The following is a 24,727-nucleotide window of genomic DNA, read 5'->3' as shown; positions in this document are numbered from 1 at the left end:
CATCATAATAAATACGCTGCACTTAATAGAATCATCAACCAATCTAACCCAACACAGCAAACCAATCTTTGATCGGTATCGCAAAAGTCATTTTATTTATAATTAAGCGATGAAGCTCAGTAAACACATAACATTGCTGCTATCAAAGCTTTATAAATAAAACATAAATTTCGCGTTCATTTGGACAGGTTCAAATATTCCATTCAAAATTTATCATTTTAAGTCACGCTAGTCACAGTTTTACGAGCAACAATGGTTTACCTGTGGATCTTTTGGTTGAACTTTAATTCAATGTTACAAAACCAATATTGAACATCCAATATCATACAGGAACAAGGAGTCCCTCTTGAAACTTCAAAGATCTGCCTTATCGATTCTGATTGCTGGTACGCTCGTTGGCGGCTTTGTGTATACACCACAAGTGGAAGCACAAACAGCACAGGCCAATGAAACCACCTTAAATACCGCAGCAAAGCTTGATCTGACGTCCGATGTCATTATGGATAAAATGCAACCAAGCCATGTCACTTTTAAAAAGCAAGGGCACAGTCTCGCCGTTGAGTTTGATGCCATTAGCGAAAGCGAAGCCAACTCAAAATGGCCAGGTTTGAAAATTTTTGCACCCGATGAAAAATGGGATTGGAACACACAAGGTGGGTTCTCAATGGAGGTTGAAAACCCAACCGATGCCCCGCTACACTTCGAAATTAAGCTTGCCGACACCATTGGTATTATGGGTGCGACTGATCACCAACTCGATCTCCCTGTTGATCTTAAACCTAATGAAAAACGCACTATCGAATTTTATTTCAGTGGCTCAGCCATGGAAATGCCTGGCTATCGTGGGGGAAAAGAGCTCAATTTACGTCAATTGTATGAAATGACACTCTACACCGTTGGACCTGCAGAAAAACAAACGTTATTGATTCACAATGTCGATTTTCTCCAAGGAACGGGGGATTTAGTACAATCCGAAGTACGAGAAACAAAAGTGATCGATGCACCTATTGATATTGTTGCACCGGTCATTGCTTTTAATGACACCAATCTAGACATGATTGAGCGCCATACGGGTTCTGACGTTCGCATTGTGGAACACAATGGTAAGAAGGCGCTCGAAGTTCATTATGGTACAGATGAAGATTATCCAACAGTCAAGATTGCTCAAGATAAACCGTGGGACTGGAGTCAGTACGAAGACATCACTTTAGGCTTCGACCTCAAATATACTGGTGAGGCACCTATTCAACTCTATGTTCGTGTTGACGATGATGTGGATGTCAATCTCGGCGGTAAGGCAGACGGCGTTAAGCACAGTCGCACTGGGTACGTGCAGTTATCACCCAATGATGAAGGCACGTACTATTTTACCCTAAAGAACTTAGACCAAACGTTTGATGCCGGCATGAGGGGGCTGCCGCCGAGAAAGGCGTATCAGGCACAGCAAATGGGGTTTGGCTGGGGTGCAGATGAATTGGACACCAGTAACATTGTTAGTATTCAACTCTTCCAAATGAACCCTCAAAACGAAGCCACACTGGAAATATCGGCAGTATCTTTGCTTCCAAATCTCGCGGCAGATTCCAAACGATTTGAAAACTTAATTGACCAATATGGTCAATATAAGGAAGAAAACTGGAATGAAAAAGTCACTGATGATAAGCAGCTTACCCAACGGGCAAAAGAAGACATCAGCCTAATAAAAAATGCCACGTTAATGCCAGACAGATCAAAATTTGGTGGCTGGAAAAAAGGACCTAAACTTGACGCAACGGGCTATTTCCGCACAGAGAAAGTCAAAGGAAAGTGGACACTTGTTGATCCCGAAGGCTACCTTTACTTTGCGACTGGCCTCGACAACATTAGACTAGATGACACCTTTACCACCACAGGTATTGGTTTCTCTGAAGTAGAAAAACCAGATACCGCTAACTATCGTCCAAGTGAAATTTCTGGCGTTCCATATCTCGATAAAAAAGGAGAGAAAACTCAGCTTTCTGATTTACGACGCAACATGTTTAGCTGGCTTCCTGACTACAACGATTCTTTAGCACAGTCATATCAATACAGTAAAATGATCCATGATGGGCCTCTTGACCACGGTGAAGTCTTCTCGTTTTACGGCGCAAACCTACAACGAAAATTCGCACCTGACTCTTTTAATGACGCGCTAACCACCTGGCGAGAAGTGGTACTGTCTCGGATGATGGATTGGGGCTTTACTTCATTGGGAAACTGGTCCGATACCGGGTACTACAGCAATACGAAAGTCCCATACACCGCTCACGGATGGGTTGTGGGCAACCACCAAAAAATAAAAACCGGTAACGATTACTGGGGGGCAATGCACGACCCATTTGACCCAGAATTTAGAACATCGGTGAAAACCATGGCAAAGGGTGTTGCCCAAGATGTCGTTGACTCCCCTTGGTGTATTGGCATATTTGTTGATAATGAGCTTACGTGGGGCAATATGCAATTTGATGCAAATCATTACTCTCTAGCCATCGGAGCGTTGCGTTTAGATGCAAAAGATAGCTTTGCGAAAACCGCGTATGTCAACGCACTAAAAAAACAATATGGTGAGATTTCTGCACTCAATACCGCGTGGGGTGAGAAGCTGGCATCATGGGATGATCTTTCAAACGGTTACCAATTTTCTGGAGAGTACACTGAAGCCATCAAATCTGACTTCTCAATGTTCTTGACGTTGCACGCTAATGAATTTTTCAAGATTGTCAGTGAAGAAGTGAAGCAAGAACTACCAAATCATCTTTACCTTGGCTCTCGCTTTGCTGATTGGGGTGTCACACCAGAAGCTACAAAAGCGGCAGCACCGTATGTAGATGTGATGTCCTATAACCTATATGCCTATGATCTTCAGTCAAAAGGGGACTGGAGTCGACTCGAAGAGTTAGATAAACCAAGTTTTATTGGTGAGTTTGCCTTTGGTGCGATGGACAGCGGTATGTTCCATCCTGGACCAATCAGTGGTGAATCTCAACAATGGCGAGGTGATATGTTCAAGCATTACATGCAAAGTATTGTCGACAACCCATACTTTGTTGGCGCGCATTGGTTCCAATACCTCGACTCTCCTGTAACAGGGAGAGCATGGGATGGTGAAAACTACAATAACGGTTTTGTAACAGTAACTGATACGCCGTACCAAGAACTCGTCGACGCTGCGAAGCAATTCCATACATCCCTTTATGAGAGTCGTTACGGCGACCTAAAATAAGCATTTTACTTAGATATAGCCCCTTAAAAGGGGCTACTTCATGCTGTTAGCAGCATCTGAATAAATTCACCTACTTCGGTTCCCCTATTTTTAGGTTCATCGCGGATTAGCGGGAACTAAAAACAAAAACGGTAGTAAGTGATATGGTTTAGTCGCCAAACAAAAATCATACACAAACTACCGTTTTCATGCCGAATCATACTTTCCTATCTTCATTCTGGGAAGGCTTTCAAATAGTAAAGTCTCACCAGACAGCATCACTTATTACCCTGACTCTTAAACCTAACTCTGAGGCTAAGTGCCTTTGTGGTCTTGAAGCCGAAGCTATCCATGAGTATCAATGGCGTCATGTGAAAGAAGCCATGTTGCTCGGTGTTCCTGTTGAACTTTCCGTTCAAACACGAAGAATTAAGTGTCGTGACTGCGGCATAAAAACAGAGTCTCTATCTTGGCTAGAGCCTTATGCTCGCATCACGAAGCGCCTAAAAAGTTATATAGAACAACTGCTGCCTCTTCTTCCCATTAAGCATATCTCCCAGTTAACGAGCGTACACTGGCACACCATTAAAGAGATAGATAAACGCCGACTTCGACAAGTTGTACCGTCAGTGAAATGGGAAGAGCTAAGGCAACTCGTCATGGACGAGTTCGCTATCTTTAAAGGGCACAGGTATGCCACGGTCATTGCTGACGCTAAGACTCATCAAGTCATTTGGATAGGGTTAGGCCGTAGCCGCAAGGACATACGACCGTTCTTCGAGCTGTTAGGCAAGCATGGCAATAATATCGAAGCGGTCGCGATGGACATGAATACGGCTTTTGACCTTGAAGTTCAAGCGCACTGCCCGAACGCAAAAATCGTTTACGACTTATTCCATGTTGTTGCTAAGTTCGGTCGTGAGGTCATGGATAGAGTCAGAGTCGACCAAGCCAACAAACTCAAGCAAGATAAAAAAGCGAGGCAATGGGTCAAGCGCTCACGCTGGGTGTTGTTGAAAAATAGAGGCAACTTAAATCCACGGCAAGACCGCTATCTTACAGAAATATTGTAATATCAATAAGGACTTAATGACCACTTATATACTCGGGGCACAAGTACAAGAGAGTGGAATTAAGCCATTGAAAGAGTTCGCTCGAAAACTGAGTCCTTATCTTCACGGTATTATCGCATCGGCAAGTTATCCGCTAAACACCTGCACCCTAGAAGGGATAAACAACAAGATAAAGCTAATCAAGCGAATGGGGTATGGGTATCGAGATACCGACTACTTCTTCTTGAAGATAAAAGCGGCTTTCCCCGGAAAGCCGCGATGAACCAAAATAAATTGGTTATTCTCGACGACAACCAATGGTTCTGACGCGAGTGTGATGCTTGACAGCATCGTCGAGACTGCGAAAGCCAACGGTCTTATCCTTTTCGACTATATGGTCAAATGTATGAAAAAACTGGTGAAAGCTGATCCAGATCTCGATGCACTCCTACCTTGGAACTTCAAACATTAATAGTATCGCCCCGCGGGTTCATGGGGCGGATACTCTTTAGTGAGCACATCATGCACATTGACTATTTCAAACAACACTTAAAACGATCACTGACCAACGCCAAAGTACAAATTGAGTACAACTTCGCCGGTTATTTTCTTCAACATTTGACTAAACTCGGTTCATAGACTGAACCTTAAGCATTAAGACCAGCATAAATCCCGTCTAACGTGATGTTTTTCTTTGACTTCCTCTGGGCGGACTTTTGTGCGTTCTTAAATATATAGCTAGAGGCCCATTCCAGTTTATTACCTATTTCTGACCATGCCTTGTGGCTGATACATTCAAATATGGGCAACAGCCACACATCCACATTTTTTGCCGCCTTAAACAGCGAGACCGATGGCATTATCTGAAGCGCAGTACTGCGCCTGATGATCAGCGAGAGTAAACTGGCCCAGATAAGCCCATCAACGATGGCCTTTTGTGCGGTGACAAATCGTTGCCAGTTTGTGTGAGATTTTAATTCTTTAAAAAGCAACTCCACCTGCCATCGACAGCGGTAGATCGCCATTATGTCATCAGCAGTATAGGTACCTGAAGGCAAGTTAGTTAACCAAATACAGAATCGCTTTTCTTCTGCAAACCAACGTCTTACCACTCTAAATTCTTGCTTACCACTACGAACTTTAAGGTCGAGTACCTGTGAGCGATTAGTACCTCGAGTGATGTCTTTGAGCTTCTTTCCTTCTAGTTTAGATAAATGCCGGCCCTGACCGTTTCTCGCTTCTATAACATGAGGATTCAGGGACTTTGCTCCTCGAAAATATAGAAACCACCATACAGTTCAAGCTCAGTAAAGAATTGGAAGTCAGGGTACCCTGCGTCAGCCAACAACAATTTGTTACTCATTGTTTTGGGGGCGGGCAAAAAGTCTCTTTCTGATGCTGTATCAGCGCTGATGCTCATTGCGACTGGAGAAAAGCTTTTTAAAGACATTGTCATATGGCATTCAACTGCGGCTGGATTGCGTTTAAATCGGCTCGGGTAAACGTTCGAAAGGTCACGATGAATGTGGAAAGAGCTACCATCTTGAAGCAGCACATCATCAAAGGTGGCGAGTTTATCTGGTAGGTTGGCACCCTGCTGGCGAGCAAACTGAGCTATCGCTCGCATGGCCAATTGGCGCATGAATATCGGAAATTCTTCTTTTCTTAACTGGTTATGGTAGGGCTTATAAGCCACAGTATCTTTAGCGCTTAAGCACATCCCATTGAATTGCCTTAGTAAATCGGCAATAGATGAGCAGTTTCCTTTGCTCAAAGCGGCCACTAGGCTTACTACTAGCTGGTCGGGTAAGATAGCCCGACATCGCTTCATAAGTCCTGTACTTTTCGCCATTTTTTGAAGGCTATCAGCATTAAAGAATTGCTTAAACTGCTTTTGTAGGGAGATAATCGTCATCGGCTTCACGGTTGATATGGGTGGTTTGTTTGGCGACGATTATCTGATCATAAATGAAGCCTTTTTTCTATCTAAATAAATAGCTTAGAGCTTAAGATCCTGTCTATGAAACTCGGTTAAATCCTCAGGGTTTTAATTCTAGTGGCAACTTGCTTAGTGAAAGCTTCAAGCGCATTATTGTTCATATTGCCTATACTTAGCCTTCAAGGCTTCGTTCAGGAAAATACACAGAATTTAGGGCAGTCTAGTTCAGCAACCCTGAAGGCTTATCTTCTTGGGAGCAATTTACACAGTAGCTGCCTAATTGCACCTGAAAATTAGGGTGCTTCTAATTCATAACAACTCCGCGACACAACCGCTTAGCAAGCTTATAACCATACGCGTTTTGCTGAATTATCGTTGTTCCTAATGACACCTTCATATACACCAGTTTTTACAGAATCTTGACTAGGCCAGCTCCATCTTTCGCTTTACAAATGTAAATGGACTCTTTGATACCCGTTTCATTCTGATAGTTTTCTTCCACTACCGTAATTACGGTATCGACTAGCGCAGGTGGTACAAGCGCAACAACACAACCACCAAAACCACCACCAGTCATCCGTACTCCGCCTTCATCACCTATTACCGCTTTCACCATGTCCACTAACAGATCAATCTCTTTCACTGTGATTTCAAAGTCATCTCGCATAGATACATGTGATTCTGCCATCAGCTCACCCATGCGTTTCATGTCATGGTTACGAAGTGCTTGTGCAGCTTCCAATGTGCGACTGTTTTCAGTAATAACATGTCGTGCTCGTTTAGCAACAACGTTGTCAAGTTCGTAACTCTTTTCGTTGACCTGTGCAAGCGTAACATCACGTAGTGCTTTTACACCAAACACATGCGCTGCCGCATCACATTGCTCTCTACGTGTATTGTATTCACTATCAACCAGTCCACGTTTTTTGTTAGAGTTGATGATCAGCACCGACATGTCTTCAGGTATCGGAACGAGTTGTGTCTCTAAAGTTCGGCAATCTAGTAACATCGCATGGTTTTCTCGTCCTTCAGCCGAAATCATCTGATCCATGATTCCACACTTGCAACCAACAAACTCGTTTTCGGCTTGTTGACCGTTTAGGGCGATTTCCGCTTGGCCAATTTGTAGTTTATTTAAAACCTTAAACGTTTGCCCGATAACAACCTCAAGGGCCGCAGAAGAACTTAATCCCGCTCCCTGTGGTACATTCCCACCCACGGCTATGTCAACACCAGTAAACTCATAACCGCGCGAGATAAGACATTTTACCACGCCTCTAATATAGTTAGCCCACATCTTATCTTGTTGAAAAATGATGGATTGGGTTAGGTCAAATTCATCAACAGCATTGCCATAATCAACTGACACAACACGTACCAAATTGTCATCGCGCCTAGTTGCGGCCACAACTGTCTGATAGTCAACAGCGCATGGCAGGACAAAGCCCTCGTTATAGTCAGTATGCTCACCGATGAGGTTAACACGCCCAGGGGCTTGAATAATATGACTAGGCTTATAACCTAAAACGGCTTCAAATGAAGTCATGACGTTTTGAATTAGTTGCGACATAAGGTATTCCTCCTATTGTTTAGTCGAATACAAAAGGGGGCCCCCCCCTCTGAAAGCTAATAATCACTGTTGCTCTTTATAGTGGAAACACGCAGGTGCAGTGGTTCTTATTCTGTGTTTAGATCGTGATGGCTCTCGGCTAGATAAATTTACGCATTGTTTCACTATGCAGTCGTGGTAGATAGAACAACGGAACGCATGGAACTATCAATGTTCAATATCGATTCCTTGTTCAAAAACGGTGCATAGTGCTGGGAATAAACATTTAAAGAGGCGGTCATAACGACTAGTCAACTTTTGAACCGCAAGTTCAATGTCATCGCGTTGTTCATAGGTTAATTCGTCCATCCAGCGAATCAGAGTCTTTGACAAATATAAATAGCCAAGCGGCCCAGTACGGTGCGAGAGCAAGCCACTATCATCAAATTTTCTATTTACTCGGCTCTAGGTCGACCAAAGAGAAATGAAGAATCTATAAGGAATAGATACTTCATTGAGGTAATACCATTCGCTAATTAAGAAAGAAACAACATTGGCTTAGCTAAAGTAGATATGTTTATTCTCGCGAGAAATGATACTAAAAACGAATAATTAACTCTGGCAGCACTTCTCGATATAATGATTTGTTTGATCTTGTTTAAAAAACTGAGCATCGTAAAGCATTATTAATACCCGTTTCACCATGAGGTTGCCGTGATATCTAAATTGTCGAATCAAAATACTTCCCAAGCTAAATTTGATTATTTTCGCCCAACCACCTACTGCTTCGTCATAAACCCAAAAGACCAGAGCACCGCGGTTAATGATTGATTGGCTGTATTACTTCCAGTTGTTTATTTTGTAACGAGGTTTATACATAAGTCTACTAGCTTTAGTGGATGTAGCTATTTATATAATTTCATTAAACTGAATTGCGTAACAAAAGCCGTTTAGAGATGACAATATGAAAAGGGACCGAAATCCCCTTTTCAACTCTTAAAAAGTTTGATGGAAAGCGACATTATTCTTTAAGTTAATAATTTGCTTCAATACCACATCATCTGGTGCATCACGCTTATATTTAGTTGAATCTTTTGTATCCATAAAAAGACTAAAAACTTCATAACCATGTTTTTGTGCCGCTTGATAAAAATAATCTAGATCACTATTTTTAGAAAACGAGTTGGTCACAGCAATATTTTTTTTATTATCTTTCATTAAATTGAATACAGACTCTCGACAATATTGATCAGCATAAGATTTTAAATTTTCATCGTATTTATTTTTGCCATATCTTGCATAGTAATCCCAGCAAGAAACAACATTATCACTAATCGTATTGGCAAACTCAGTTTTACCTGTACCAAATGGACCACGAACAATATATAGAATTTTCATAACAATTACTCCAAATGATCATTTACGCTGCTGCGGGTTCTTTGTTTATATCTTGCTCATCAACTTTTATTGGTGGACGACTCAAAGTAAATATTGCAAGTACCGTTGCAACCGCTGAAAACACACCAAAGTAAATATAACTCATCGGAAAACCATGCGAATCGTACATGGTACCCATGACTGGCGCAGCTATCGCTGTCATTAAATTATTGATAACCTGGAAGCCAAACATATAAGTGAAAGAGTTAACCTTTTTATCAAACTGCTCAGCAATATAGGCAAATACAGATACGATAAGTAATGGGTTAACAATACCAAATAATAGTTTTGCTACTATAGCTAGGTAAAGATTCTTTTGACCCAAACCCGCAAAACCAATCATCAAAAGGAATGATGTGATACCAACAGCAGTAAGAAGTAGACTTCCTTTCGCACCGATTTTCTTAATAACAAATGGTACGCTAGCACTAACAGCAAACAAGAAAATAGCTGTTATACCATCCATGTTTGAGCTGAAAGTAATACCTTCCTCTTGCGTTGGAAAGAAACTAATAAAATAACGAGTAAACTGTGACATTGATGTCCAAAATACAACCGAAATCGTTCCAGCGTAAGTCATGAACGCCCACATTTTCTTATTTTTAAGGAGTTTGATGACATCTTCTTTTTGTATTTTCTCAGCTGACAATACTTCATTGTCCACTTCGTCCAAGTGACCCACTCGCAATGAGAATGCAAAAAATAGCATAAGCAATGCAGCCACACTACACGCAACAAAGATGAGATCTGGGTTAATGTTGTATAGGTAACCTGCAAGAATCGCAGACGTACCCCAAGCTGCAATACCAAAGCCATTTACCAAGCCAAAATCGTTACTATGGCAACGAGCGAATCTATCTGAATAAGAAGCAATGACACCACTACCGGCTTGGAACAACATGCCGAGATAAATTGACCCAACAATAATTCCTGCGATAAACGTAGAATCATTACTTAACAACGGTCCATATACATAAATATAGAATGGACCAATTAACACACTAAGTATTGAAATAAAATAAAGTAAATTTTTCTTAAGTCCTAATTTATCCATGATATAACCCATGGCAGGCTTAAATAAAACGGCAATACCAGTTTGTAGTCCAAACAAGACTCCAATTTGCGAACCGTCAATACCAACCCTATCATTCAGCCACACTGCGAATAATGAACCTGAGCTCAAAGACCAAAAAAAGTTGTAAAAAAAGTACATAAGACAAACTTTGCCCATTGCGACTTTATTCGAATCGGTTTTCATATTTACTCCGTTATATACCTAAACAGTCGCTACTTTGAACTGCCTAAAATTTGTAATATTGATAATACATGGTGATACACTAGCATACAGTGACAGGTGTAACACTTTGAGTCATTGGATGACATTTAACTAAAATTGGACAACCAATGTCGCCTAGTAAACAATTTAATATAGTGAAAACCCGAAGAATGGCGAATAAAGCACTAGGCATGAGCAATATAAAGAAAATCATTTACCAATAATAAAAATCAGGAAAATAAGGGAAAAGGGCCAAAAAGATAATAAGCGACTTATATTGTATAAAAAAAGGCGAACATGGATAACCAAGCTCGCCTTGTCGCAAATAATAACGGATTCTAGCTGGTCAGAAACTCGTATACCCCCCCTGCGACAGGAATTCCATTCTCTAAACAATCTGATTTGTAATCCATTTGAGGATCATTCGGCGCAAGCACTTTATCCACACCTGGTGCAGGTGCGACTTCTCTTAGTTCACAAACCATTGAAGCCATCGATCGTGCAAATAGCCTTGTACCAAGTTTTTCAGGGTTAATCACAATCACCAAGCTTGCTAACTCACGCATCTTATCGTAATCACTGTACATTCCAATGATGTTATTACCGTAATTAGCTCCCATTAAAATGCCAGTCAACGCATCGATTGCCAAAGCAATACCGGAGCCTTTGTGACCACCAAAAGGCAGCAAATTTTCAACTTTATGTGGATCCGTAGTTTCATTTCCATCAGCATCAATGGCAACGCCTAAGGGGATCTGACTGCCCGTTTCTTTCGCATGCAGTAACTTACCAAATGCGGTGGCACTGGTTGCCATGTCTATGATCATAGGGTGAGCTCCCTCGACAGGAAACCCAAACGCGATGGGGTTGGTTCCTAAAAATCGTCCTACTCCACCATGAGGTGCCATACAAGCATCGGTTTGAGTCATGCCAATGCCAATCATCCTAGCTTCCGTTGCCATGTTCATAAAATATGATAAGGCACCACAATGCGAGGCTTTTTTAATACTGACAAATCCAAGTCCTGTATCACTCGCCATTTCAATAGCGTGTTTCGTTGCTGCGACGAGTGCAGGATGCCCAAGACCGTCATCAGCGTCAAAAATACCGACTGAAGGTGATATTAATTCGAATTGGTGCTTAGTAGCAGCATTAAGACCACCAGCCATAACTCGTTGACAGTAGTGCTCAAGACGCATAACACCGTGAGAATGAACACCAGTTAGGTCAGCATATATCAGCACATCCGTCACACTCTTCGCGTCCGATGCTGAAAACCCTGATTCTACAAGCTTTTGAGTCGCCATGGTTCTCAACGCCTGTTCTTTTACCCTAACTGTTGTCATATTTGCCTCTTCAAACCGTGTATTAATTCGCGTTATTCACTATCAAACCGTGTTTATCATCTTCTTAACGACGCCACGGTTAACCAATGAGGGCTATTTATAATTGAGACTTTGATAAATTTCAGTGACCACAATCACACAGACAACCAAAACAGCAGTATTGGCAAACCAATAGCTCGACTTTTGTTCATGAAAACTCTATTTTTTCACTTATTAGTCTCACATTATAGTAAGGGATGTCATTTTTTACCTTTGTAAATACCAACAAATTCAACCTGCAACGTAAACTGCGCTAATACAAGCGGTATATAGTTATGTTTATACCGTGATAATCATAATTACGTGCGTCTTGTCACGCTACTTGCCTCTCTTATTTACTACTCATTGCACCAAAGATGGAATTGGTTTACCTTTGATGCGGATTTAACATTATTCTTAGAGGTAGATATGGACAATTCAAGAAAAAAACTTAGCCTCGCCAGTCGTCGTGCTATCGAGTTGGGCTACGATAAGAAAGGCCCAGAGTGGATGGTTGAGTTCGATATCATCGATCTCAAAGGCGATTTCGAGTTTGAGGACGGTGTGATTCGAAGAGATCCCACCGCGGTCATAAAGGTCGACAATACCTATCATTGTTGGTATACAAAGGGCGAAGGTGAAACACTCGGGTTTACCGGAGATATCAAAGATAAAGTGTTCCCTTGGGATCTAACCGAAGTGTGGCATGCCAGCTCCGAAGATGGCATCACTTGGAAAGAACAAGGCCCTGCCATTCAAGCGGGCAAAGCTGGTGAGTATGATGATCGTGCCGTCTTTACCCCTGAAGTCCTTGCCCATGAAGGCAAATACTATCTGGTTTACCAAACCGTCAAGTCTCCTTACACAAACCGCCAATACGAAGAAATCGCAATGGCATGGGCAGACAACCCATTTGGGCCATGGACTAAAACTGAAGCACCTATTTTAAGCCCTTCAAAAGACGGAGAATGGCGTGGTGAAGAAGACAATCGATTTATAGTGGAATCAAAAGGTAGCTTTGATAGCCACAAGGTGCACGATCCATGTTTAATGTTCTTCAATAATAAATTCTACCTATATTACAAAGGCGAAACGATGGGCGAAGAGATGAATATGGGGGGGCGTGAAATCAAGCATGGTGTGGCCATAGCGGATGATATCTTAGGTCCATACATCAAATCTGAATACAACCCAATATCCAATAGTGGTCACGAAGTTGCTGTATGGCACTACAACGGTGGCATCGCATCTCTGATTACAACAGATGGTCCTGAAAAGAATACAATTCAATGGGCGAAAGATGGCATAAATTTCGAAATTATGTCCTATATCAAAGGGGCGCCTGAAGCGCTGGGGATCTTCCGCTCTGAAGAATCAGACTCGACGCTCGAACCTGGGTTAGAGTGGGGTTTATGCCATAAGTATGACCCGTCTTGGAACTGGAATTTTATCAGTCGATACCGTATTAAACGACAAGTACTAGACATTGGTACTTTTCAAAACAGCAATTAATTCTGACAGCACCTTAAAGTAACTAGGGGTACCATCTTTGCGTGCTAGAGATGATACCTCATCGATTTGACTCGCCAACATAGTCTAATCACACGACTATGTTGGTGTGAAAAAATAACGATACAAAATGGGCTTTTATATGATCCACCGCGGCTTTCTGGAGAAAGCCTTTTTACCTCCAAGAAGTGGCTGTCTACATATCAATCCCCATATACCACTAGCTTGATTAACTTTATCTTGTATTTAAGTGCCTCTATTTTCGCTAGTATCTATAGTGAGCATGGGCACTTGACCTATTGCCTCACTTTTTTCTTACTTGAGTTTATTGGCTTGGTCGACTCTTTCTCTATTAATCGCCTCTCGACCAAACTTAGTAACAACATAGAACAAGTCATAAACGATTTGCGTTAGGGCATTCAAAGTCAAAAATCGTATTCATATACATCGCGACGGCTTCGATATTTTTGTCATGTTTGCCTGCCTAGCTGTCCGAAGAACGATTATATATCTCTGAGGCTAAGACTTAATCCCATCCAAATCATTTTTTGAATATCAGCGGTGGTGGTAGCATATCGATGATCTTTAGAGGTATAGAGCTCGTCCATGACGAGTTGCATTATCACTCCCAATTTCACTGACGTTACAACTCATGGACGTAGACGTTTATGCCCGTTGCTCCGAACTTTCTCGCTCAAGATTTTAACACAACGACTCCGAATCAAAAATAGGCTGGAGACATCACCTATGTTGCTACAAGCGAAGGCTGGCTGTACTTAGCTGTCATTATGGACCTTTATACAAGGCAAGTTATTGGTTGGTCTATGGATACTAGAATGACAGCCTCACTGGTCTGTGATGCCTTATCGATGGCTTTATTCCGTCGAGGGTTCCCTGAGCAGGTTATACTCATAGCGATCGAGGTAGTCAGTACTGTTCGAAAGACTATCGCGACCTCATAAGTGCTTACAATCTAATACAAAGTATGAGTAGAAAAGGGAACTGTTGGGATACTGTGTTGAGAGCTTCTTCCACTCAATGAAAGTAAAGCAAATCAATACGAGCCGATCATGACGAGAGAACAGATGCGCCAAACGATCTTCGAGTACATAGAGATTGATTATAATCGAACGAGAAGGCACAGTGCTCTTGGGTACCTAAGCCCAATGAACTTTGAAAAGCAAAATGTCGCTTAGCGAAGTGTCCAATCTGACTGGAGCAGATCAATATGCTAATAGTTGGGTAATCGTACAGGCATGCTTGTGTCCATCGATTTCGTAGCGGTTCAGTAACGAGCTAAATTTCCACTTTATCTATAAGGCACTTCAATTGATTGAACAAGCACAAGTTGCGGCAGACATTCTGAAAGAAATGAAAGAACTTGCGGCCAAAATACATCTTTTAGTAAATGGAATGCCACCAGAAGAACTCCTAGGGTACATCTTGTCGGAGGACAATAGTTTGACCATTTCTGTATTAGATTACATGAACGAAAGCTCAATATCTGAAAATTAAGTTTGATCAAAGATGTGTTCCCGAATCGCTTTGTGATCATAAAGAGGACATTCATCAGTTAGATCAAAAAATCTGATAAATCCTTTTTTCATTACATTCGTTTAACTCAAAGATATAACCATCAGGCTTTGCATTGACCTACTAATACGTGAATATTCAAAGTGCAAGGTAAAGCTTGTCTTTGTCGCAACTGATACCAGACCTCTACTTGCGCTAGTACAAGCTTAATTACCTATAACGCCGCTCCCTGGCTAGAATGATTAAGGCTAGCACTAAATCTGCCAGTCAACACTGCAAACCTTAGCCTTTTACTCAACACTAAAGTTTATCAAAATGAGATCGCAGAGTTAGCAAAACTATATGTGATGACTTTTTGATTTAAACGAAGCCGAGGGCATGAAATGGAAAAAACAACCCAGCCAGGAGCCGTCTCCTCAGTACTAAAGGTATTTAATATCGTCTCTGCCTTAGCGGACCAAAAAGAGGCTGGCCTATCTGAGCTCTCAAAGCAATTGAGGATGTCGAAAGCAACGACCTTCCGTTTTTTACAAACGATGACGAGTTTAGGGTTTGTGCAGAAAAATAGGGATGCAGAGAAGTACGAACTAACTTCCAAGCTGTTTGAGCTTGGTTCAAAAGCGCTTGTTCATGTTGATCTTGTCGACGCAGCAAACAAGGAAATGGCGACTGTCTGCAGTGCCTTTAATGAAACCGTTCACCTAGGCGTGATCGATGAAGATGCGATCATTTACCTTCACAAAGTAGATTCAAACTATCACTTTCGAATGCATTCTAGAATCGGGCGACAAGCTCCTCTCTATAGTACCGCAATTGGCAAGATTATCATGAGTTACCTCTCTGAGTCCGAAATCAGGGGGCTACTCTCTCCTGTGGAATTCAAAGCTCACACAGACAAAACACACAAAACTGTAGAGCATCTGCTAGCGGAGCTAGATTGGGTCAAACATCAACATTATGCGGAAGATATTGAAGAGCAAGAGCCAGGGTTACGATGTATTGCAGTGCCAGTTTTTGACCGATTTGGAGAAGCCGCAGCGGCAATTTCAATCTCTTTTCCGACAAATCGATTTGATGAAAAAAGAAAACGCGATTACTTTAGCTCATTGCATCATGCGGCTCGTAACATTTCTAAGAACCTCGGGTATCACCATTACCCAATCTAGCTCTTTGGATTCATCGTGGTCGCGAAACCTGAAGAGCCACTCAGATAAAAAGAGACACTCTCAAATGCAGACTAAAGCGATATTCTATTTACCCACTTATCGAGCCTAGAATAACTGTTGTCCTCGATAACAACATTCGTTGTTTCTCGACCATCTTCCGGACGAAGGACAATACCCCATGTCGTTGTATCTTTGCGCGTGAGTCGTCTTGCGTGATTCCGTTGATTATATTGTTCGTCACACGATTACTCCCTTGAGCGCCGTTGAGTGCGATACCTTCATATTGCTGCCCATACTTGTTTGTTGGTTTCGGAGAATCAGCAACAATAGAGCCAAGATTATCGATACGATTACTGTCTATCACCACATCATTAGCTCGCTCTACACTAATCGGTCTAACCGACTTTGACACACTATTTTCAGAAATATTAATGTTGGTTGCAGTCCAACCGTCATACACTCTCTTGATACTCAAACCTACTACGACATCGTTCATGATATTGTTTTGCATCTTGATATTATCAGCGCCTCGTTTGCTCGTGATGCCATCATAAGCTCTTTCAACGTAGTTGTTAACCAGTGTGAAGTGATCTCCATATTCTCCTGATACGCCCCCAGCAGAAACATAGATTGCTGCATCACGAACGCCAAAGAAGCTGCTGTTTCTAATAATTGCTTTTAGTGCCCCCGTCATGAGGATTCCGCTATCTCCACCAGCTAGATAATAAGGGTCAGTGTCATTTTCAGTACCGATAAAAACAATATCTTCAATAAGTAACTCGTTAAGTTTGCTCCTGCCTGAATTTGTCGCACCTCGGATTGAAAGCGCATCTGCTGTCTGCTTTGTTCCCTCTCTTCCCGCAGGGGTTTTGTAGCGAAGTGGAACAACAGTAGAAACCTTGGCTTTTGACATATTGAATGTGCCACCAGTCCAATCAAAGTTCGCTAGCACACTCGCGCCACCACACTCATCCGATTTTGAGGTGTGCGTATCGAAACTAAACATATCACCATCCAACTGCTTTGTAGCAATAAAGCTAGCCTCGCTAGCATCTACTTTAAGATCGTTTCTCAAGTAAACTTTTGTATCTTGGCTGATGTAATAAGTACCCGTAAGTACCAGTTCAGTGCCTGTATTGGTGGCTTGTTGGAGCGCAGCTTGAAGTTTGCTTGTATCACCCTTTGGGTTTATCGGCGCTGAAGTACAGTCTTCGGCGGCTACGGTGCTCGATACTAAGCTGAGAATCAAGAGAGATAGGTTTTTTGTTAAATGACTGTGGTTCATAAGTTTGTCTCATCTTATTTAAGTTACTATTTATATGAATATTTTTATTGTCATAGTAGAAAGTAAGGCGTCCGCATCTATCTTACCTAATTAATTGATGTAAATAACCACTCAACAAGGTAACTTATTGCCCATAGCAACATCATAATTTGCCCACAAAACTAGAATCCCAGATGTAAAAATAACTATGGTTCGCTGTAAACCCAAAAACCCTTAATGAGAATTAACTCATTAAGGGTTTCAGTATTATCTTATATCTAAACGGTTGCTGAAGATTGAGTTACTTTTGTACTTTCAAGTTTACGTTCAGACCTAACTAACAAGGTACCGATAAGTGCTAGAATTGCTGCGATAAAGACAAACAGCATTCTTCCCCACAAAGGGTTAGGAACGAGAGTCAGACAAAGGATAAAGACAGACGCGATAAGTACCATCTTACCTAGTACAGTGTTTTGCTTATTATCCATCGCAACACTTTCTGGACAATCTTCAACGACAACTTCAGTGTCTACGTTGGTAAAGAATTGTTTAACTTCAGCTTCTCGTTTCGCTGGTAGTCCTTTATAAAAGAACTGTGAGCAAACAAAGAACGGTAGTGTAATCAACATGTGTCCTATCAAGCCTAACGTTACCGACTTCATTTCTGTGTATTCACGAGACGTCAGTGGCTGATCTAAACCTAAAATTGATTGTAGTACTTCCGGTGTTAGAACAATGGCAATAAATCCTGACACACACATACCTACAATAACCGTACCCCAGCCTGCCCAATCAGGTGTTTTTCTGACAAAGAAACACATGATCGACGGAATAAGGATTGGGAAGCCGATTAGCGTACTCACCAACATCGTTAAATCAAACAGACCAAACTGTTTCAATGATGTTAGGAACAACGCTGAAACAATGATGATGATACCAAATAGAGCCGTCAGCAGTTTACTCACAAAAATGAGGTGTGACTCAGAGTGATTTTTACAGAAATATGGTTGATATACACTCTTGAGAATAATACCTGCATTTCGGTTTAACGCTGAGTCCATCGAAGACATGGTTGCAGCAAACATAGCAGCGAGCATCAATCCAACCATTCCGACGGGCATTTCGCGACTTACAAACATAAAATAGGTCGCGTCGGCGACTTTGTTACCCAAACCATCCAAGCCCCAAGTGCTTGTATCCGGGTAGTGAGCTGCCACATACCAAGCTGGAACAAACCATAGTAGTGGACCGATAAGCATCAAGGTACCAGCTAGAATAGCCGCTTTTCGTGCGTTTTTGGTGTCTTTTGCAGCAATATAACGGTATGAATCCACCATGTTATTCGTACTAAAGAACTGTTTAATAAACATGAAGATAAACCAACCAACAAACAAGTATGCGTGGTTGTATCCGTCACCAATGAATGGCTGCTCAGGAAGGCCTGCATCAAGCAATGGTGTTAAGCCACCAGATTTCCAAATCGCAACAGCACCTGTTACCAACGTCATTGTCGTTAGAATGATCATTTGCATGAAGTCTGATGCGATAACAGCCCAGCTACCACCAACAAGAGACATAAACAACACAACAGAACCGGCAACTACGATTGTTAATTCTAGAGGAAGCCCAATGACTGCACTGCAGAATACCGCAAGTGCGTTGATCCAAATCGCGGCCTGAAGAACACTTAATGGTACGTTAGCCCATGTAAAAACCTGCTCATTCACGGCACCCAATCGCATGCGTACGCCTTCGAGTGGTGTATCCACTCGCATTTGACGCGCTTTTGCAGCAAAAAACAGATAGTTACACAGGTAGCCAAGTGCGTTTGCATAAAAAACTGTTGTCGCTACTGCGAATCCACCCGTTAATGCTTTCCCCATGTGGCCAGTAAACGTCATGGCACTAACCGCTGTCATGAATGATGTGGAACCCACCATCCACCACAGCATTTTACCGCCCCCACGAAAATAATCACTTGTGGAGTTACTGAAGGATTTAAATAAGACCCCAATTGCCACAAGGAAGCCAAAGTAAACCAGTACGATTGCTATATCAATCATGTTTCTTCCCTTTCATTTATTTTATTTCAACGTAATTTATTTTAATTTGCCCGTTTTATCCGAACATTAATCACAATCTCATTTGAATAAATAAGTGACATGAAAAATTAGAATAAACAATCTATTCCATTTATTTATGAGCCACAAAAATTTCATTTTGAGAATTAATTTCACCATCAATTAAAACCAACATAGTAAAGTTACAATCTATACTTGCTAAGTTAAATGATAATTTTTGGTAATTTTGAGGGCAAAATTTGCATAGTGCGTGGGTTTAAATAACAAAGAAATGTTCGCATTTCTGGATGACCAATAATGTGAATCGCGTCAAAAAATGCAATCAGTAAGATGATTCTCCTTTGAAACCTTAAAAAATTGCAAACAAATGAGCCCGCCTTGAATGACGGGCTCATGTAATCAACGTAATGGTGTTAACTACCCAAGCGACTTGATATACAAAGTGAGCACATCGTCAGGGGTCATGCTGACGGGGTTGCCTCCGGCGCACGGGTCTGCCAACGCACTATCCACCCAGGCTTTCACATCATCTTCTGTGACACCTAGCTGGCCAAATCCAACGGGGATACCAACACGCGAGCTAAGTTCACGGATCGCCTTCACAGCTTCGATACTCGCCTGCTCTTCAGATATCCCATCAATTTTACACCCCAGAGCAACAGCCAGTTTGGCAAATTTCTCTATCCGATGTGGTCGGTTAAACTCACACACTAGTGGCAAGAGAATAGCGTTACATACCCCGTGTGGTAGGTTTTTATGTGCGCCTGCTGGATGTGCCATGGCGTGAACCATACCCAATCCAGCACTATTAAATGCCATACCTGCTAGGAACTGACCTAATGCCATCTTCTCTCGCGCTTCGATATTTGAACCATCCTCTACAGCATGAGGTAAGTATTGACTAATCACGCGAACAGACTCTAGCGCAGAGTGATCGGTTAGGGTGTGTGCACCTACTGAAACGTAAGCTTCGATAGCATGAGTCAGGGCATCCATACCAGTTGCTGCCGTAACATCAGCGGGTAAGCCAACCATAATGCTAGGGTCATTCACAGAAATATCCGGAATAATATTGCTATCGATAATAACGCACTTTACTTTGCTCTTTTCATCGGTAATGACAGCATTACTGGTCACCTCTGCAGCAGTACCTGCCGTGGTATTGATAGCAAATAGTGGTACGCCTTGATTCTTTACATTGTTCACCCCTGTATAACGAGTGATTGGTTGTGGATTCGCAGTCAGGATCTTTACAGCTTTCGCGGTATCAATTGCACTACCTCCACCAAATCCAATAATGTAGTTCGCACCGGACTCTTTGTATGCCTGATAAGCACTATCAACAACGGCTACAGTTGGATTTGGAACCGTATCCGTGAAACAAGTGAAAGACAAATTAGATTCTTTGAGCGCTGTAATCAGTGGTTCAAGTAAACCCAGATCTTTTAATGCATTGTCCGCAATAATAAAGCCATCACCAACCTCTTTGGAGACTAAATGACAAACCAATTCGTTGATCGCATTTTCGCCAGAGATATTTATTTTGGGTAGTGCCAAAGTAAATGCCATATTTAATCCTTGTAATTAACAACAATATATTTACAAATAATCACAGGTCGACTATTTAAACTCGACCTACACTTTTAGGATCGCTGATTCACCAGCGACAGTAATTTAAAGCAAACTCTAAGCTCGATATCTAAAGCATTAGATATGCAATCAAACTAACCAAAATAACAATCATGGTCGCCGAATAAACGTGACGTTCAGACATGTGTTTCATCAAATGAGCAGCCACAGGAACGCCAAGAAATGAACCGATAAAAAACAAGATTGCGGTATGAATATCTGACTGTCCACCCTTTGCATAACCAGCTGCGGCAATGGCAGACAGACACAATGCCAATACTACCGAAGAGCCAATGGCTTTCTTAATATCCAAATGCAACACATTGTTGAGTACAGGGAGAAGCAAAACGCCCCCACCAACACCCGTCGAACCCAAAACTGAACCACAGAACATGCCAGAAACAATCGCTTTTTTGGTGTTTGTTTTAGGCTCTGAAATTAAGCCCGGCTCAACCTTAGACATGCTTTTGTATTTAGAGAACACTGAAACCAGTGACCCAACCATCACAATTGTCACAAGCCAAGTCACCATCTGTTCTGTACTTTGCGAGTAAAGCGGATGTGTACTGTAGTAAACTACCAGCTGAGTGACCACCAATGTAACCGGTACCGCACCAACAAACAGTAGCGCTATCTTGTTCCAAGATACGTTCCGAGCTTTTATATGAACTAGGGAAGCGTTGATCTTAACCATCGCTGAAATCAAACTTGCTGTGCCGACCGCCAACACGGGAGACATTCCGCAAAATAACTGCAACATTGGTATTAACAGCACTCCTCCGCCAACCCCGGTTAGCCCTAAACATAAACCAAAAATGCTTCCTAAAAGCAGCTTCAAAGCCACTGCATCCGCAGACCACACGTTCATCAACAGCTCATTGAATGGCATAGACCACCTCCGTTACCACTAAAAACAAAACACCTTTTTACTAAAAACAATCTAACGTACCAATTAGTGTTTAGTTTATGGCGTTGATCATATTTCTTCTGTTTTTTTTGCAGTACACTATCGCTTCCAGTAACACGCAATGACGGCAGTATGACGATACCGATACCAACATCACTGAAAGAGATGACCAGTAAACTCACCGTTTGCAAACAAGAAGCTGTCTACTTTAGTAACAACAAAGCATCTGGGTTTTATCGCGTTGAAAGTGGATTTATAGGGCTTTACCAAGTGGCAGAAACCGGAAAAGAATCGTTACTCAGACTGTACGGGAAGGGCTCATACTTCGGTTATCGCTCTCTGTTTACTCATCAGCGCTACCCAGCGACGGCTAGAGCGATGGAGAACAGTGTTGTTAGTCGAGTAAATATTCACACCTTTGAAGATCTGCAACAGTTGGCCCCTTCACTAACCAAAGCGTTAACAACCGAAGTTTGCCAAGAGTTAGGGGAAGCTGAGCGACGTCTTGTTCAATTTAGTGCTTTCAACGCTAAAAACCGAATAATCGATGCGATACAGCATTTCTTCGCATACTACCCACACTATCCCTGGACTTATCGCGAAATTAGCGAGTACAGCGCTACCGACGTGACGACTGTGATTCGTTTTTGCAAAACACTCAAACAATCCGGAGTGCTGAGCATCCACCATCGCAATCCCCATCCTGCCGATCTATCAAAGCTCACGAGTCTTAACTCGTTGTCCAAGGAAAAAGTTGAATGAAAAAGTTCCGCTCGAAAAAATCACCATGGCGTGCGCAAGGGAACGCTCCAGACTATCGCTTCTCACTCGCCAACGAGCGAACCTATCTCGCGTGGATTAGGACATCTCTCGCCTTGCTAGCGGGCGCTATTGCTCTCGATCAGCTGACTCCGGAACTTGCGAACCCACTTGTGCGACTGTTGCTCTCGTGTTTTTTATGCCTCTGCTCTGGAGCGGTCGCTATCTATGCTTATCGACGATGGTCTCGCAACGAACAAGCGATGAGGCTAAACCAAGACCTCAAATACACATCGAACATGAAGATTATTAGTGCAACCATTTTAGTGCTCACCTTCATTATCACGTTGGCCATCACTCTATGAGTGCGGTTAAAGGGCTACAGTTTGAACGTACTGCTCTATCCTGGCTACGAACTCAGTTGGTTCTATTTGCCATTGGTGTGGTATTGCTAAAGGTCTCGATAACTCAAGATGCCACGCTCACATATTTATGTGGTGCAACCGCAATGCTGGTTGCCATCATGTGCTCTTTCTCCCATGCGCGAATTATCAAGTTTTTAACTTCAATAATAATAATGCTGATAGCAGTGACCTACGCCCTAACCATGCTATCTGATGTCTTCATAGGAAAACTACAATGAACCAAATTACCAACTGTCATGTGATGGCCAAGCCATCTGGCTCGGTATGTAATATCGACTGTGACTACTGTTTTTACCTAGAGAAAGAAAAACTCTATCCAGATAGACAAAAAAACTGGCGTATGGATGAAGAAACGCTTGAGGTGTTTATTCAACAATATATCGACGCGCAGCAGGGCGATACCGTTCAGTTTGCATGGCAAGGGGGAGAGCCGACACTACTCGGTGTGGGCTTTTATCGCACCGTACTTCAATTGTGCGAACGCTATCGGGGTAATAAAACGATTTCTCACGCCTTTCAAACCAATGGGATTTTGATCAACGATGAGTGGTGTGAACTCTTCAAGCAAGCCAACTTTCTTATTGGCGTTTCAATAGATGGTCCTGAAGATCTACATGATGCCTATCGCACCAACACCAGTGGTAAGGGGACTCACAGTAAAGTCGTCGCAGCAATCGAGCTATTGAAAAAGCATCAAGTCGAGTTTAATACCCTCACGGTTGTCAATGACAAGAACGTCAAGCATCCTCTCAGGGTCTATCAATTTTTAAAAAGCATTGGTTCGAACTTTATTCAATTTATCCCATTAGTTGAACGACAAGAATCTGATCAACTGACAAACGATACCTGGTTAGTAAATCCAGACCAAAAATATGGAAAAGTCACACCTTGGTCTGTCCAACCCGTTGATTATGGTCAATTCCTCAATACAATCTTCGACTACTGGGTAACCAAAGATGTTGGACACGTCTTTGTTCAACAATTTGATACCACATTAACCACTTGGCTTGGTCAACCCAGCCCTATATGTGTATTCGCACCTCGATGTGGGCATGCGTTTGCCATCGAAGCAAATGGAGACCTTTATCAATGTGACCACTATGTGTACCCAGAGTACAAACTAGGCAATATCCATGACCGCACCATCCGTTCGATGAACAATAGTCAAGAGGCCATCGACTTCGGACTCAACAAGTCAAAACAACTGAATAGCAAGTGCCAATCATGTCGATATCGATTCGCCTGTCACGGCGGCTGCCCGAAACATCGATTTTTGCCTGGACCAACAGGGGAACTCGACCATAACTACTTGTGTGAGGGCTATTATAGTTTCTTCGATCATTCTCAACATGCGATGGCTTATATGGCGAAGCTAATAAAGAATGGTAAGTCCCCTGCAGAGATCATGGCACAGTTTGCCAATAAACAGGCTGAGAAAGTGAGTAGAAATGACGCCTGCCCATGCGGCAGTGGCAAGAAATACAAACGCTGTTGTGCATAACAACTAGGTGAAAACCCGCCTTCTTAGAAGGCGGATTTGACTTTTAGTCCCCTCCAGAGGAGAAGCTCCGCGCAGTTAGTTCGTGTTCAACTCCAATAGAGGTTCATACTCAACGT

Annotated in this window: 16 protein-coding genes and 4 pseudogenes; 11 read left to right on the top strand and 9 right to left on the bottom strand. The window is 42.2% G+C overall.

Annotation, left to right across the window (positions count from 1 at the left end):
- Positions 1 to 346: 346 nt before the first annotated feature.
- From OCV19_RS16705 to OCV19_RS16695, 3 genes and pseudogenes are all read left to right on the top strand, one after another.
- Positions 347 to 3,241: a beta-galactosidase gene (locus OCV19_RS16705; RefSeq protein ID WP_065676848.1), complete on the top strand. Its 2,895-nt coding sequence runs from the start codon at positions 347 to 349 to the stop codon at positions 3,239 to 3,241.
- Positions 3,242 to 3,429: 188 nt separating this feature from the next.
- Positions 3,430 to 4,555: pseudogene (locus OCV19_RS16700) on the top strand (ISL3 family transposase).
- 9 nt (positions 4,556 to 4,564) lie between these two features.
- Positions 4,565 to 4,744, top strand: a pseudogene (locus tag OCV19_RS16695) (transposase domain-containing protein); the annotation flags it as partial.
- Between the two features lie 175 nt (positions 4,745 to 4,919).
- Here OCV19_RS16695 and OCV19_RS16690 read toward each other — a convergent pair.
- The 5 genes and pseudogenes from OCV19_RS16690 to OCV19_RS16660 form a co-directional block, all read right to left on the bottom strand.
- A pseudogene (locus tag OCV19_RS16690) lies at positions 4,920 to 6,187 on the bottom strand (IS4 family transposase).
- A 433-nt stretch (positions 6,188 to 6,620) separates the two neighbouring features.
- Positions 6,621 to 7,781, bottom strand: a complete 1,161-nt coding sequence (gene galK, locus OCV19_RS16685) for a galactokinase (RefSeq protein WP_065677813.1) — start codon at positions 7,779 to 7,781, stop codon at positions 6,621 to 6,623.
- A 975-nt stretch (positions 7,782 to 8,756) separates the two neighbouring features.
- A complete protein-coding gene (locus tag OCV19_RS16670; RefSeq protein ID WP_065677814.1) occupies positions 8,757 to 9,158 on the bottom strand; it encodes a hypothetical protein in 402 nt (133 codons plus the stop codon).
- Between the two features lie 22 nt (positions 9,159 to 9,180).
- Positions 9,181 to 10,455 (bottom strand): oligosaccharide MFS transporter, encoded by a 1,275-nt coding sequence (locus tag OCV19_RS16665; protein ID WP_065677815.1) that lies wholly within the window; start codon positions 10,453 to 10,455, stop codon positions 9,181 to 9,183.
- Between the two features lie 356 nt (positions 10,456 to 10,811).
- Positions 10,812 to 11,819 (bottom strand): Ldh family oxidoreductase, encoded by a 1,008-nt coding sequence (locus OCV19_RS16660; protein ID WP_065677816.1) that lies wholly within the window; start codon positions 11,817 to 11,819, stop codon positions 10,812 to 10,814.
- A gap of 447 nt (positions 11,820 to 12,266) precedes the next feature.
- Between OCV19_RS16660 and OCV19_RS16655 the strand changes: the two genes are divergently transcribed.
- The 4 genes and pseudogenes from OCV19_RS16655 (at position 12,267) to kdgR (ending at position 16,045) form a co-directional block, all read left to right on the top strand.
- The gene (locus OCV19_RS16655) at positions 12,267 to 13,349 is read left to right on the top strand and encodes a glycoside hydrolase family 117 protein (RefSeq protein ID WP_065677817.1); all 1,083 of its coding nucleotides are present in this window, start codon (positions 12,267 to 12,269) and stop codon (positions 13,347 to 13,349) included.
- 665 nt (positions 13,350 to 14,014) lie between these two features.
- Positions 14,015 to 14,542: pseudogene (locus OCV19_RS16650) on the top strand (IS3 family transposase); the annotation flags it as partial.
- Positions 14,543 to 14,675: 133 nt separating this feature from the next.
- Positions 14,676 to 14,861, top strand: coding sequence for a hypothetical protein (locus OCV19_RS16645; protein ID WP_065677818.1), 186 nt, complete (start codon positions 14,676 to 14,678; stop codon positions 14,859 to 14,861).
- A 401-nt stretch (positions 14,862 to 15,262) separates the two neighbouring features.
- The gene (kdgR, locus tag OCV19_RS16640) at positions 15,263 to 16,045 is read left to right on the top strand and encodes a DNA-binding transcriptional regulator KdgR (RefSeq protein WP_065677819.1); all 783 of its coding nucleotides are present in this window, start codon (positions 15,263 to 15,265) and stop codon (positions 16,043 to 16,045) included.
- An 88-nt stretch (positions 16,046 to 16,133) separates the two neighbouring features.
- Here the strand turns inward: kdgR and OCV19_RS16635 are convergent, their stop codons facing one another.
- The 4 genes from OCV19_RS16635 to OCV19_RS16620 form a co-directional block, all read right to left on the bottom strand.
- Positions 16,134 to 17,330 (bottom strand): right-handed parallel beta-helix repeat-containing protein, encoded by a 1,197-nt coding sequence (locus tag OCV19_RS16635; RefSeq protein ID WP_065677820.1) that lies wholly within the window; start codon positions 17,328 to 17,330, stop codon positions 16,134 to 16,136.
- Positions 17,331 to 17,587: 257 nt separating this feature from the next.
- Positions 17,588 to 19,372 carry a sodium:solute symporter family transporter gene (locus tag OCV19_RS16630; RefSeq protein WP_065677821.1) on the bottom strand — a complete coding sequence of 595 codons (1,785 nt, stop codon included), beginning with the start codon at positions 19,370 to 19,372 and terminating at the stop codon, positions 17,588 to 17,590.
- Positions 19,373 to 19,807: 435 nt separating this feature from the next.
- A complete protein-coding gene (locus OCV19_RS16625; protein WP_065677822.1) occupies positions 19,808 to 20,959 on the bottom strand; it encodes an iron-containing alcohol dehydrogenase in 1,152 nt (383 codons plus the stop codon).
- A gap of 130 nt (positions 20,960 to 21,089) precedes the next feature.
- Positions 21,090 to 21,908, bottom strand: a complete 819-nt coding sequence (locus OCV19_RS16620) for a sulfite exporter TauE/SafE family protein (RefSeq protein WP_065677823.1) — start codon at positions 21,906 to 21,908, stop codon at positions 21,090 to 21,092.
- Positions 21,909 to 22,058: 150 nt separating this feature from the next.
- Between OCV19_RS16620 and OCV19_RS16615 the strand changes: the two genes are divergently transcribed.
- Genes OCV19_RS16615 through OCV19_RS16605 form a run of 4 tightly spaced genes read left to right on the top strand, consistent with a single transcriptional unit; the run spans position 22,059 to position 24,611 of the window.
- The gene (locus OCV19_RS16615) at positions 22,059 to 22,688 is read left to right on the top strand and encodes a Crp/Fnr family transcriptional regulator (protein WP_065677824.1); all 630 of its coding nucleotides are present in this window, start codon (positions 22,059 to 22,061) and stop codon (positions 22,686 to 22,688) included.
- Positions 22,685 to 23,050 carry a YidH family protein gene (locus tag OCV19_RS16610; protein WP_065677825.1) on the top strand — a complete coding sequence of 122 codons (366 nt, stop codon included), beginning with the start codon at positions 22,685 to 22,687 and terminating at the stop codon, positions 23,048 to 23,050. Before OCV19_RS16615 ends, OCV19_RS16610 begins: the two co-directional genes overlap by 4 nt.
- Entirely contained in the window at positions 23,047 to 23,328 is a 282-nt protein-coding gene (locus OCV19_RS25010; protein WP_065677826.1) for a DUF202 domain-containing protein, read from the top strand. Before OCV19_RS16610 ends, OCV19_RS25010 begins: the two co-directional genes overlap by 4 nt.
- Positions 23,325 to 24,611 (top strand): anaerobic sulfatase maturase, encoded by a 1,287-nt coding sequence (locus tag OCV19_RS16605; protein ID WP_065677827.1) that lies wholly within the window; start codon positions 23,325 to 23,327, stop codon positions 24,609 to 24,611. Before OCV19_RS25010 ends, OCV19_RS16605 begins: the two co-directional genes overlap by 4 nt.
- Positions 24,612 to 24,727: the final 116 nt, after the last annotated feature.

The sequence above is a fragment of the Vibrio celticus genome (assembly GCF_024347335.1).
Classification (GTDB): domain Bacteria; phylum Pseudomonadota; class Gammaproteobacteria; order Enterobacterales; family Vibrionaceae; genus Vibrio; species Vibrio celticus.
This window is presented reverse-complemented; position numbering and strand designations above follow the sequence as displayed.